The organism is Streptomyces sp. NPDC020983 (genome assembly GCF_044333485.1).
GTDB lineage: Bacteria > Actinomycetota > Actinomycetes > Streptomycetales > Streptomycetaceae > Actinacidiphila.
The window spans coordinates 539,506-551,316 of record NZ_JBIRRA010000001.1 but is presented as its reverse complement, the minus strand read 5'-3'; the positions used below and the strand labels follow the sequence as shown (position 1 = coordinate 551,316).

The following is an 11,811-nucleotide window of genomic DNA, read 5'->3' as shown; positions in this document are numbered from 1 at the left end:
CGCGGTTACGCAGCGCATCGACAGGAGAGTCCCTCGTGCCGAAGTCACGGATCCGCAAGAAGGCCGACTTCACCCCGCCCCCGGTGAAGGCGGCAACCGCCATAAAGCTCGGCAACCGCGGCTGGGTCGCCCCGCTGATGCTGGCGTTCTTCGTCGTCGGGCTGGCCTGGATCGTGCTCTTCTACGTCACGCAGGGCGATCTGCCGGTGGACTCGCTCGGCAACTGGAACATCGTCGTGGGCTTCGGCTTCATCGCCGGGGGCTTCGTGGTCTCCACCCAGTGGAAGTAGCGGGCCCTCCCGGCGGCAACGCCGGCACGGTTGTCCACACAGTTATCCACAGCCGTTTCCACAGTGGGGAAAAGGTCGGAAGATCTGTGGATAACCTCTACGCAGTTGACGCCGGTACGACCGGTGGCCGCGGCTGACGGCCACCGGTCGTTTGCTGTCCCGACATCGAACCGCAGTGATCTTGCGGGAAAAACCGGGACAATACGAACGCCCGGCTGGTGTCACACAGCCCGCTCCGCAGGGTGTGCACATGATGCACAGGATTCCCTACCCGCTGTGGATAACGTGTGATCAACGGCCGGGGTAACGGCCTTCAGGACGTGACCTGCGCCACAGCGATCACGCTGAGCACCAGGGAGAGCGCCAGTACCCCGGCGGTCGTCCCCCACTGCACCGCGTTCCGCCGCTCGCGCGGGGCGTAGAACATCCCCACGGCGACGGCGGTGCCGCCCACCAGCCCGCCCAGGTGCGCCTGCCAGCTCACGTGGGGCCAGGTGAAGGTGAAAAGGATGTTGAGCCCGAGCAGGATCAGAATCGGACGCATGTCGTAGTTGAGCCGCCGCACGAAGACCGCGGTCGCGCCGAAGAGCCCGTAGAGCGCGCCCGAGGCGCCGAAGGTGAGCGAGTGCGGAGCCAGCAACAGCACCGCGGCGCTGCCGGCCAGGGCCGAGACCAGGTAGAGCGCGAGATACCGGCTGCGTCCGAGGACGCGCTCCAGCGGTCCGCCGATCCACCACAGCGTGAGCATGTTGAAGAGGATGTGCGTGAAGTTGGGCGGCAGGTCGTGCACGAAGGCCGAGGTGATGATCCGGTACCACTCGCCGTCGGCGACGCCCGCGCACTGCCGGTCCGGGAAGCCCTTGGGCCCGCAGACGGCGCCCAGCCCGAGGTCGTCGGCGATCCGGCGGCCGACCGCCAGCTCCAGCGCGTAGACCGCGACATTGAGCGCGATGAGGATCTTGGTGACCAGGAAGGGGTCCCGCGCGACCACGCCGCCCGCGATCGTGCGGTGCCGGGTGTGGGCCGACGCCCCCTGCCGTACGCAGTCCGGGCACTGGAAGCCGACAGAGGCACTGATCATGCACTCCGGGCAGATCGGGCGTTCGCACCGCGTGCAGCGTATGCCCGTCTCCCGGTCCGGGTGCCGGTAGCAGCAGACCGCCTGGTCCATGGATCCACTCCCCTGTCGCGGCGCTCTCGCCGAACGCCCCACCCGCCTGTTCCGACGTGCGGGCGGGGCGTGGTGTTCCCGTCGTGGTGCCCCGGGGTCCCGTACGCCTCCTGACGGCGCCCTCCGGGAACCTCGAAGACTACGTCAGCCGCGCTTCTCGACGACGACGGACTCGATGACGACGTCCTCCAGCGGGCGGTCGGTGCGCGGGTTCGTGGGGCTGCTCACGATGGAGTCCACGACCTTGCGGCTCGCGTCGTCGGCGACCTCGCCGAAGATGGTGTGCTTGCCCGTCAGCCACGCGGTCGCCGACACGGTGATGAAGAACTGCGAGCCGTTGGTGCCCGGGCCCGCGTTGGCCATCGCCAGCAGGTAGGGCTTGGTGAAGGCGAGGTCCGGGTGGAATTCGTCGGCGAACTTGTACCCGGGGCCGCCGGTGCCGTTCCCCAGCGGGTCGCCACCCTGGATCATGAAACCGGAGATCACCCGGTGGAAGACCGTGCCGTCGTAGAGGCGGTCGTGCGAGGCCTGGCCGGTGTTCGGGTGGGTCCACTCGCGGGTGCCCTCGGCGAGCCCGACGAAGTTGGCCACGGTCTTGGGGGCATGGTTCGGCAGCAGCCGGATCACGATGTCGCCCTGGTTGGTCTTCAAGGTGGCGTAGAGCTCCTCGGCCACGGTCTACCTTCCATAGTCGTCGCTGACAGGGGTTGATCCTCGCACGGCGCGAACCACCGCGCGGCCTTCCCCCGCACTCCGCACCCGCCGGCTGCGCCGCAACCGGGCCGACTGACCCGTATGCGCGTCCGCACATGCCGTACGGGGTCCGGGCGGGCATGATTTCAAACCGGATGGAAAGGCGAAAACCGTACGCCACCGAGGAGGAGGTTCCTGTGACCCGCATCGACAGCGTGCGCAGCGCGGCTGACATGACGAAGGACAGCGTGCGGCACGCCGCGGAGGTGGCTGCGCCGTACGCCAACACCGCGAAGGACGAGGCCGCGCGGTACGCACAGCAGGCCGGTGTCTACGCCCAGCAGGCAAGCAGGTCCGCCCGCCGGGTCTACGACGCCAAGCTCGCCGCCCAGGTGAAGCAGGCGCGCGAGCAGGCCTGGGCGGCGGTGCCGCCGAAGGCCGCGGAAGCGGTCGAGACCGCCGCCAAGCGCACCGCGAAGAGCGCACGGACGGCCGCCGACTACGCCGTACCACGGGTGAACTCCGCGGTCGCGGCGACGCGGGCGGTCGCCGTCCCCGTCACGGCCGAGGCGCTGGTCCGCGGCACCGCGGCGCTGCACGCGCTGCGCGGCCAGGTGACCGCCGCCGAGATCGACCGGCTGGTCCGCAAGCGGATCCGCCGCCGGCAGACCGCGCGGGCCTTCCGCACCCTGCTGCTGGCCGGGGCCGCGGGAGGCGCGGTCTTCGCCGCGTGGCGCTGGTGGAGCGCGCAGTCCGACCCGGAATGGCTGGTGGAGCCGGGCGAGGCCACCGAGGCGCCGGCGCCCGAGGAGACCATCAGCGGCACCAGCACCCTGACCGTCGTCGACCCGCTGGACGGGCCGCCGTCGTCGGTCAACGGCCAGGGCGGCGCGCACGTGGACCTCGTCGACGGCTCCGCCGGAACGGACGCCGACGCCGAGTCCTCGCCGTCCGAGGACGACAAGCCCGAAGGCGCCTGAGGCGCCCTCCGGCACGCAGCGGAGCCCCGGCCCCGCGCCCTCACAGGGGCGCGGGGCCGGGGCTCCGCGGGGTCGTACGGGGTGTCAGGCGGCGGCCGGCTCCGGGTCCTGCAGGACCGCGGGGACCTTGCGCAGGGTGATGAGCGCGGCGACCGCGCCGGCGAGCATCAGGCCGCCGCCGATCAGGGTCGTGGCGTGCAGGCTGTCGGTGAAGGCGTTCCGGGCCGCCTCCACGACCTGGTGCCCGAGCCCGCCGCTCAGCCGGGTGCCGGTGGCCACACCGCCGCTGACCGACTCGCGGGCCGCGCCCGCCTGGCCGGCCGTCAGGCCCGACGGCAGCGTCAGGCCGCTGCGGTAGTAGGCGTTCAGCACCGAGCCGAGGATGGCGATGCCGAGTGCGCCGCCGAGCTCCATCGCGGTCTCCGAGGTGGCCGCGGCGGCGCCGGTGCGGGTCGCGGGGGCGCTGGCGAGGATGGTGTCGGCGGTCACCGCGAAGGTGAGCATCAGGCCGGCGCCGTTGACGATCACCACGGGCAGCAGCTGCCAGTACGCGCTGTGCTCGGTGGCCAGGCCCAGGCCCGCCGTGCTGAGCCCCATCAGCACCAGGCCCGCGGCCACGGTGCGGGCCCGGCCGATGAGCGGGATCAGGGCGGAGGCGGCCGGCGCGACCGCCGCGGCGGCCAGCGGGCCCGGCAGCACGGCGAGGCCCGCGGTCAGCGGCGACCAGCCGCGCACCTCCTGGAAGTACAGCGAGAATCCGAGGGAGAGCACGGTCGAGGCGAACATCGTCACGACGTTGGCGCTGATCGCACCGGAGAAGGCCGGGTTGCGGAAGAGGCGCAGGTCCAGCAGCGGTTCGGCGAGCCGGGTCTGGCGGCGCAGGAAGGCCGTCAGCAGCGCGACGCCCAGGCCGCCCGCGATCCACACCGACGGCTCCGCGACCCCGTCGCGGGCCGCCGTCTTGATCGCGTAGATCACGCCGAACATGCCCAGCACCGACAGCGGCACGCTGGTCCAGTCCAGCCGCCCCGGCCGCGGGTTGCGGCTCTCCGGCAGCACGACCTTCCCCAGGGCGAGCACCAGCGCCATCACCGGCACGTTGACCAGGAAGACCGAGCCCCACCAGAAGTGGTCCAGCAGCAGACCGCCCACGACCGGACCGAGCGCGAAGCTGGCGGCGGCCACCCCGCCGCTGATGCCGACCGCTGCCGTGCGCTCCTTCGGGTCGGTGAAGACCGATCGCACCAGGGAGAGCGTGGAGGGCATGATCGTGGCGCCGAAGAGGCCGAGCAGCGCACGGGCGGCGATGAGCATCTCCGGGCTGCCGGCGTAGGCGGTGAGCGCGGAGGCGGCGCCGAAGCCCGTCACGCCGATCAGCAGCAGCTTCCTGCGGCCGATGCGGTCGCCGACATTGCCCATCACGATGAGCAGGCCGCCGAGCACGAAGCCGTAGACGTCCACGATCCACAGCAGCTGGGTGGCGGACGGCGCGAGCTGCGCGGTGAGCGAGGGTACGGCGTAGTTGAGGACGCTGGTGTCGATGCCGAGCAGCGCGGAGGCCACGCTGCAGATGGCCAGCACGGCCCAGCGGCGCCCGTCGCGCTCGGGGGCGCCCGCCTGACCGGCGGTGTCCTGCGGGGATGTCGTCGTCTTCGTCATGTACGGCAGCCTGCGGGGCACCGCTGACCGGCGGCTGACCGTCCGCGCACCGCCCGCACCGCTCACGCACCGCGCGCGCACCGGCGCCGGTGCGCGCCCTGCGGGGCGGTGCGCGGACCTGTCAGCGGCCGGTCACGTACGACGTGAGCAGTTCGACGGCGGCGTTCCGGTCGGACGGCACCGCCGGGGCGACGGCCCCGGCGGTGCCGTCCAGTGCGGCGCGGACGTCGCGGAGGACGCCGGTGCTGTCCGGCCCGCTCCCCGGGCCGCCGCGCAGCGCCTCCGCGGCCCCCAGCAGGGCGGCGGCCTGCCGGGGGTCGCCGTCCAGCAGCGCGAGGGCGGCGGCGGCCTCGGCCGCGGTCGCGGCGGTCTCCGCGGCCATCCGCAGCACGTCGGGGTCGAAGGTCACCGCGTCCCGCAGCGGGCCGCGCGCGCCGTCCGCGTCGCCCGCGGCCACAGCTATCCGCGCCCGTGCCACCTGCACGCCGCTGCGGATCGCGTTGCTGGAGAACCAGCCGGTGGGGCATTCGGCGAGGGCCTGCTCGGCGAGCGCCCGGGCCCCCGGCAGATCGCCGCGCAGCCGCGCGGCATCGGCGAGGCCGGTGTGCGCGAGTGCCAGGCTCTCCGGGGCGCCGGCCCGCCGGGAGAGCACGACGGCGCGCTCGCAGTCGCCCTCGGCGCCCGCGAGGTCCCCCGCCCGCAGCCGGTAGGCGGCACGGTTGGTGAGCAGATCCGCGACATCGAGGGCGGAGTCCAGCTCCTCGGCGAGCACCAGCGCCTCCTCGTGCAGTGCCACGGCCCTCCGCAGGTCCCCGCAGTGGTCGGCGAGGTCGGCGAGGAGGTGCAGGCTGGTGATCATGCCCCAGCGGTCGCCCTGCCGCCGGAAGCCCGCGAGGGCCTCCTCGCAGGCCTCGCGGGCGGCGTCCTGGTCACGGAGGCCCAGCCATGTCTGGAAGCCCTTCCCGAGCCGCCCCAGGGCGTCGTACCAGGGGTCGTGGCGGGCGGCGATCGCCGCGTCCGCCTTGGCCAGCTCCGCCGAGTCGTCGGAGGGCGCCCCGGCGAAGGGCGCCCACAGCAGTGTCAGGACCGGGAAGAGGGTGGCCACCCGGGAGAAGCCCTCGACGATCCGCGCGGCCTCGGCCACGTGCGCGGTGTAGGCGGAGGCGTCGGACAGTGCGCTGACGACCGCGAGCACGCACAGCGCGTACTCCTCCTCCAGCCCCTCGGGCGCGTGCGGTCCGAGTGCGGCCAGTACCTGCCGGGCAGGTCCGACGCCCTCGTACCGCACCCCGCGCAGCATCCAGTACGAGGAGAGCGCGGCGATCAGCCGCATGGCGCCGTGGATGTCACCGGCCTCGAGGCCGCGGTGCAGGGCGGCCTGGAGGTTGTCGCGCTCGTCGGAGAGCAGCCGCAGCCACTCCAGCTGGTCCGCGCCGCGCAGATGGGGATCGGCCGCGAGCGCGAAGCCGAGGAAGTGGGCGGCGTGCGCGCGGTGCGTCCGCTCCGTCTCGCCCGCCTCCGCCAGCCGCTCGGCCCCGTACGCGCGGATGGACTCCAGCATCCGGTAGCGGACGCCGCCGGGCCCGGTCGTGTGCTGGACCACCACCAGCGACTTCTCGACCAGCGCGGCCATCAGGTCGAGCATGTCCTCGGGGGCGACGTCCCCTTCGTCGCCGTCGCCGTCGGCGCACACCGCCTCGGCGGCGGCAGGCGTCCAGCCGCCCGCGAAGACCGAGGCGCGGCGCAGCACGGCCCGTTCGTCCTCCGGCAGCAGCTCCCAGCTCCAGTCGACGACCCCGCGCAGCGTGCGCTGCCGCGGCTGGGCGGTACGGCTGCCGCGCGACAGCAGCCGGAAGAGCACGTCGGGCCGCGGCCCGAGGCTGTACGGGGCCGTGTCGGCAGGCAGCGCGCCGAGGCGGGCGGCGATCTCGGTGACGGGCAGCGTGCGCAGCCGGGCGGCGGCCAGTTCGATGGCCAGCGGCAGCCCGTCGAGGGCGGTGCACAGCCGCAGCACGGTGTCGGCGGTGGCCGGGTCGGCGCCCAGGTCGAAACCCGGGCTGACGGCCGCCGCGCGCTCGGCGAAGAGCCGCACCGCGGGCGAGGCGAGCACCTGCTCGCGGTCGCTGCCGGGCTGCGGGAGGGCGAGCGTGGGCACCGGGCACAGCGTCTCGGCCGTGATCCCGAGCGCCTCCCTGCTGGTGGCCAGGATCCGCAGCTGCGGTGAGGCGGCGAGCAACCGCTCGGCCAGCGCCGCCGCCTCGGCCACCACGTGCTCGCAGTTGTCCAGCACCAGCAGCAGGGGCCGGTCGGCGAGGGCGGCGGCGATCCGGGCCACCAGGTCCGCGCCCGCCCCCGGCCCGGTGACCGCACCCGCCGGCCCCGTGCCTGCGTGGCCCGGCGGGAGGAGGCCGCCGTCGCGCAGGCCCAGGGCGCCGAGCACCGCCTGCGAGACCTCGGCTCCGTCGCTCACGCCGGTCAGATCCACGAAGCAGGCGTCGTGCGGGTGGCGGGCGGCTGCCTGCACCGCGAGCCGGGTCTTGCCCGCGCCGCCGGGACCGATCAGGGTCACGAGCCGCTGCCGGGCCAACTGGTCGCCGATCGCCGACAGTTCCTCACCCCGGCCGACGAAGCTGGTGAGCTGGGCCGGTAGATCGTGCTGCGCGGCGGGCGCCGCGGACCTGTCCAGTCCGGGGACGGCTGCGGTGTGCGCGGCGCCGGGTCGCGCCACTGCCGGGGAGGCGGCGGCCGACGGCGTTTCACGTGGAACATCCCGACTCCAAGCGTTTTCCGCTGTTTCACGTGGAACAGCAGCCGCCGGTGGGTCGAGCGGTTCACCGCGCAGAATCGCCAGGTGGACGGCGGCCAGCTCCGGCCCGGGATCGGCGCCCAGGGACTCGGCCAGCTCGCGGCGCGCGTCCTCGTACACCTCCAGCGCCTCGCTCGGCCGCCCGCTGCGGTACAGCGCGCGCATCAACTGGCCGCGCAGCCGCTCCCGCAGCGGGTGGTCCGCGACCGCCGCTCCCAGCTCGGCGACGAGCGAGCGATGCCGGCCGAGGGCGAGATCGGCCTCGACGCGGTCCTCGACGGCGCCGGTGCGCAGCTCCTCCAGCCGGACGACCTGGGCGGCAGCGAAGGGCGCGTCGCCCACGTCGGCCAGCGCGGGACCCCGCCACAGCGCGAGGGCCTCCCGCAGCACCTCGGCGGCCCGGGCCGGTTCACCCCCGAGCAGCGCCTCCCGGCCCTGCGCGCTGAGCCGCTGGAAGCGGTGGGCGTCCACCTGGTCGGGCCCGACGGCAAGCCGGTATCCCGCGGGGTGGCCCTCGACCGGGACGGGCAGCACCTGGCGCAACCGGGAGACCTGCGACTGCAGCGCGTTGGCCGCGCCGGCCGGCGGCTCCTCCCCGTACAGGGCGTCGATCAGGCGCTCGGTGCCGACGAGCCGCCCGGCGTCGAGCAGCAGCACCGCGAGCAGCGCGCGCCGCCGCGGGCCGCCCAGCGCAAGTTCGGCGCCGTCCGCGCCCAGGGCCCGCGTCGTACCGAGGATGCCGAACATCACGACCCGATTGTGTCGCACCCGCCGCCGGTGCCACCGGGCCGTTTCAGCACTCGGCCTCCGGGGCGCAGCCGCCGTGCTGCGCGGGGCCGCAGCCGTCACCCGCGGGCCCGTGCGCGGCGGCGTCGCAAGGGTGCAGCGATCCGCAGGCGGCGAGCAGCAGGAGTTCGTAGAGGGTGTTCCGCTGCTCGGCGTCCAGCGCCCCCAGCACCTCGTCCTCGACCGCGGCGAGCGACAGCTCCGCCGAGGCCAGCACACGGGCCCCACGCTCCGTCAGCAGGACGATGTGGCGCCTGCGGTCCTCCGGAGAGCGCTGCCGTTCCACCAGCCCGTCGCTCTCCAGCTCGTTGAGCAGGCCGACCACCGTGGCGCGGTCCATCATCAGCGTCGTCGCGAGCGCCTGCTGCGTGCTGCCGCGCTGGTCCCGCAGCACGGTCAGCGCCACGAGATGCCGCGGCCGCAGTCCGAGCGGCGCGAGCACGCCCTCCGCGTGCAGCCGCATCCGCCGCGCGAGGTGGTCGAGCAGCGCGCCCGACCGCCGCGGCGGCTGGTTCAGCACCGGCAGGGAGACCATCCACGAAGTCTATCTCGACAGGAGGGAAAGGTGTCGTGCTATAAATCGTTGGCGTTAGGCAAATCAATGAGAGAGGACAAACGAGATGCCTCACCTGCTGCACATCGACTCCAGCGTCCAGGGCGAGAACTCCACCAGCCGGCGGCTGACCGCGCGCGCCGCGGCCGCCTGGCGCGCCGCGCACCCGGAGGGCACGGTCACCTACCGCGACCTGGGCAGCCACCCGCTGCCCCATCTGACGTCGGCCACCGTGAACGCCGGGATGGTCCCGGAGGCCAACCGCACGCCCGAGCAGGCGGCGGCCTGGGCCCTGAGCCAGGAGATCGTCGGCGAGGTCCTGGCGGCGGACACCGTGCTTCTCGGACTGCCCGTCTACAACTGGGGAGCACCCAGCAGCGTCAAGTCGTGGGTCGACCACCTGATCGCCGTCGGCCTGTCCGTCGACGCGGAGACGCGGCAGGGCCTGCTCGGCGACCGCGACTTCATCGTGGTGGAATCCCGCGGCGGCGGTTACGCCCCCGGCACGCCGCGGGAGGGCTGGGACCACGCGCAGCAGTGGCTCCCGCACGGCGTGTCCCTGACCGGGCTGGTCCCGCGCTTCATCATCGCCGAGCTCACGCTTTCCCGGGTCAATCCGGCGATGACCGAGCTGATCCCGCTCGCCGACAAGAGCCTCGCCGAGGCGGAGCAGGCCATCGACACCCTTTGGCCGGCCCCCGTCAGCGCCTGAGCCCGCCGACACTCTCGTCCCGCTGCGCGGCGAAGGCGGTGTTCCACGTGAAACAGCCCCTTCACCCGGAGCGGGCGAAGGGGCTGGAGTGATTCCGGCAAGAAGTGGAGCCTAGGGGAGTCGAACCCCTGACATCTGCCATGCAAAGACAGCGCTCTACCAACTGAGCTAAGGCCCCGCAACGGAGACAGCGTACCCGGTGAAGCGGGGTCGGCCGAACGGCATTTCCGGGACCTAGGATGGTTTGCGGTATTCGCACGCGCAAACAGGGAGTGGCCATGGGCGACTCGGGCCGGACCGGAGGGACTCAGGACGCCGGCGACCGGGCACTGGAGGCGCGGGAGTTGCAGCGCGCCTGGTACGGGGAGCCCCTGGGGGAGCTCTTCCGGCGGCTCATGGAGGACCTGGGGCTCAACCAGGCGCGGCTCGCGGCCGTCCTGGGACTGTCGGCGCCCATGCTGTCGCAGCTCAAGAGCGGGCAGCGGGCCAAGATCGGCAATCCGGCGGTGGTGCAGCGGCTGCAGGCCCTCCAGGAGCTGGCCGCGCAGGTCGTGGCGGGACGGACGGGAGCGCGGGAGGCGGCGGCGCGGATGGAGGAGATCCGCGACGCGGCCGCCTCCTCGGTGCTCGGCACCACGACGCACTCCGCCCTCCCCGCGGAGACCCCCGCCGCACCGCGCGAGGTGGTGCGCGGCATCCAGGAGGTGCTGCGCTCGCTGGCCTCGGCCGCGGAGGTGGAGGACGCCGCCCGCTCCCTCGCGCCGCTCCATCCGCACCTGGCAGAGTTCCTCCGTGTGTACGGCGCCGGGCGGACCAGCGAGGCCGTGGCCCACTACGAGGCGCACCGGGACTGACGGACGGCCACGGGGGGAGAGCGGGACGCCATGGGTGAGGTCTTCGCCGGTCGCTACGAGCTCGTGGACCCGATCGGACGCGGCGGCACCGGCGCGGTATGGCGGGCCTGGGACCAGCGGCGCCGCCGCTACGTGGCGGCGAAGGTGCTCCAGCAGAGCGACGCCCACGCCCTGCTGCGCTTCGTCCGCGAGCAGGCCGTGCGCATCGACCACCCGCACGTCCTGGCGCCGGCCAGCTGGGCCGCCGACGACGACAAGGTTCTCTTCACCATGGACCTGGTGCGCGGCGGCTCCCTGTCGCATCTGGTCGGCGACTACGGACCGCTGCCGCCGCACTACGTGTGCGTGCTGCTCGACCAGCTGCTGGCCGGACTGCACGCGGTCCACACCGAGGGCATCGTCCACCGCGACATCAAGCCGGCGAACATCCTGCTGGAGGCCACCGGCACCGGGACCCCGCACGTGCGCCTGTCGGACTTCGGCATCGCCATGCGGCAGGGCGAACCGCGCCTCACCGAGGCCCACTTCGTGGTCGGAACCCCGGGGTATTTCGCGCCCGAACAGCTGCTGGGCGCAGAACCCGCCGTCGCCGCCGACCTCTACGCCGTGGGTCTCGTCGCCCTCTACCTGCTGAGCGGGCTGCGCCCGGACACCGAGGCCGTCAACGCCCGCTTCCTCGCCGACAGCGCACCCCCGCCGCCGAAGGAAGTGCCGCGGCCGCTGTGGCAGGTGCTGGTGGCGCTGCTGCAGCCGGACCCGCAGGCCCGCTTCCGTACCGCCCTCGGGGCACGGAAGGCACTGGCAGGCGCCGTCGAGCTGCTGCCCGAGCCGCCACCGGGGGAGGAGCCGGTCGAGATCTTCGACCAGGTGGGCCCGCTGCCGGAGGGCTTCGGCCCGGACGGCCCGCTGCGGCCGGCGGCCGGCGGCGCTCCCGCGTACGGACCGCCCGCGGTGGAAGGGGGGACGGCACCGGCGGCCGGCCCGCTGGGCGCGGGCCACCCGGTCACGGCAGACGCCCCGGACGCCTCCGTCACGCATCCGCCCACCCGGGCGGACGTCCCCGCGCCCGTTGACTCCCGCCCCACCGCGCCGCCACCGCCCGTTCCCGCCCTTTCCGCAACCGCTTCCGAGCCCGCGCCACCGCGCGCGCAGGCCGCGGCTGGCGGCCGCCGGGGAGCGCACCGGCCCACCCCGCGGCGCAGGCCGGGCCCCCCTCGCTCGGTGGTGATCCCGGTCCTCGTCGTCGCCGCCCTCTGCTTCGCAGTCGGCATCGTGGCGCTGGCCACGGGCTGACGCCCCGCCGGAGA

10 protein-coding genes and 1 tRNA gene are annotated in these 11,811 nt (G+C 74.0%); 5 read left to right on the top strand and 6 right to left on the bottom strand.

Going from position 1 to position 11,811, the window contains the following annotated elements; all coding sequences use genetic code 11:
* Positions 1-35: 35 nt before the first annotated feature.
* A complete protein-coding gene (crgA, locus tag ACH4SE_RS02585) occupies positions 36-290 on the top strand; it encodes a cell division protein CrgA (protein WP_398541406.1) in 255 nt (84 codons plus the stop codon).
* 313 nt (positions 291-603) lie between these two features.
* Here the strand turns inward: crgA and ACH4SE_RS02580 are convergent, their stop codons facing one another.
* Positions 604-1,461 (bottom strand): rhomboid family intramembrane serine protease, encoded by an 858-nt coding sequence (locus tag ACH4SE_RS02580; protein WP_398541405.1) that lies wholly within the window; start codon positions 1,459-1,461, stop codon positions 604-606.
* 144 nt (positions 1,462-1,605) lie between these two features.
* Entirely contained in the window at positions 1,606-2,136 is a 531-nt protein-coding gene (locus ACH4SE_RS02575) for a peptidylprolyl isomerase (protein ID WP_398541404.1), read from the bottom strand.
* Between the two features lie 215 nt (positions 2,137-2,351).
* Here ACH4SE_RS02575 and ACH4SE_RS02570 point away from each other — a divergent pair, with 215 nt between their 5' ends.
* The gene (locus tag ACH4SE_RS02570; protein ID WP_398541403.1) at positions 2,352-3,134 is read left to right on the top strand and encodes a DUF5324 family protein; all 783 of its coding nucleotides are present in this window, start codon (positions 2,352-2,354) and stop codon (positions 3,132-3,134) included.
* A gap of 84 nt (positions 3,135-3,218) precedes the next feature.
* Here ACH4SE_RS02570 and ACH4SE_RS02565 read toward each other — a convergent pair whose 3' ends face one another.
* The 3 genes from ACH4SE_RS02565 to ACH4SE_RS02555 form a co-directional block, all read right to left on the bottom strand.
* Entirely contained in the window at positions 3,219-4,793 is a 1,575-nt protein-coding gene (locus ACH4SE_RS02565; protein ID WP_398541402.1) for an MFS transporter, read from the bottom strand.
* A 121-nt stretch (positions 4,794-4,914) separates the two neighbouring features.
* Complete coding sequence (locus tag ACH4SE_RS02560) at positions 4,915-8,349, bottom strand: AfsR/SARP family transcriptional regulator (protein WP_398541401.1); 3,435 nt, start codon at positions 8,347-8,349, stop codon at positions 4,915-4,917.
* A 43-nt stretch (positions 8,350-8,392) separates the two neighbouring features.
* The gene (locus tag ACH4SE_RS02555; RefSeq protein ID WP_398541400.1) at positions 8,393-8,920 is read right to left on the bottom strand and encodes a MarR family winged helix-turn-helix transcriptional regulator; all 528 of its coding nucleotides are present in this window, start codon (positions 8,918-8,920) and stop codon (positions 8,393-8,395) included.
* 85 nt (positions 8,921-9,005) lie between these two features.
* On the opposite strand from ACH4SE_RS02555, the gene ACH4SE_RS02550 reads away from it, so the two are divergent.
* On the top strand, positions 9,006-9,650 hold the full coding sequence (locus ACH4SE_RS02550) for an FMN-dependent NADH-azoreductase (RefSeq protein WP_398541399.1): 645 nt from the start codon (positions 9,006-9,008) through the stop codon (positions 9,648-9,650).
* A 105-nt stretch (positions 9,651-9,755) separates the two neighbouring features.
* Here ACH4SE_RS02550 and ACH4SE_RS02545 read toward each other — a convergent pair.
* Positions 9,756-9,828, bottom strand: a tRNA-Ala gene (locus tag ACH4SE_RS02545).
* 100 nt (positions 9,829-9,928) lie between these two features.
* Between ACH4SE_RS02545 and ACH4SE_RS02540 the strand changes: the two genes are divergently transcribed.
* On the top strand, positions 9,929-10,504 hold the full coding sequence (locus tag ACH4SE_RS02540) for a helix-turn-helix domain-containing protein (RefSeq protein ID WP_398541398.1): 576 nt from the start codon (positions 9,929-9,931) through the stop codon (positions 10,502-10,504).
* Between the two features lie 30 nt (positions 10,505-10,534).
* Entirely contained in the window at positions 10,535-11,797 is a 1,263-nt protein-coding gene (locus tag ACH4SE_RS02535; RefSeq protein WP_398541397.1) for a serine/threonine-protein kinase, read from the top strand.
* Positions 11,798-11,811 lie beyond the last annotated feature (14 nt).

Coding starts and splice junctions, on each gene's coding strand:
- ACH4SE_RS02565 (WP_398541402.1), bottom strand. CDS start 4,793: ATGACGAAGACGACGACATCCCCGCAGGACACCGCCGGTCAGGCGGGC.
- ACH4SE_RS02550 (WP_398541399.1), top strand. CDS start 9,006: ATGCCTCACCTGCTGCACATCGACTCCAGCGTCCAGGGCGAGAACTCC.
- ACH4SE_RS02535 (WP_398541397.1), top strand. CDS start 10,535: ATGGGTGAGGTCTTCGCCGGTCGCTACGAGCTCGTGGACCCGATCGGA.
- ACH4SE_RS02580 (WP_398541405.1), bottom strand. CDS start 1,461: ATGGACCAGGCGGTCTGCTGCTACCGGCACCCGGACCGGGAGACGGGC.
- ACH4SE_RS02555 (WP_398541400.1), bottom strand. CDS start 8,920: ATGGTCTCCCTGCCGGTGCTGAACCAGCCGCCGCGGCGGTCGGGCGCG.
- ACH4SE_RS02540 (WP_398541398.1), top strand. CDS start 9,929: ATGGGCGACTCGGGCCGGACCGGAGGGACTCAGGACGCCGGCGACCGG.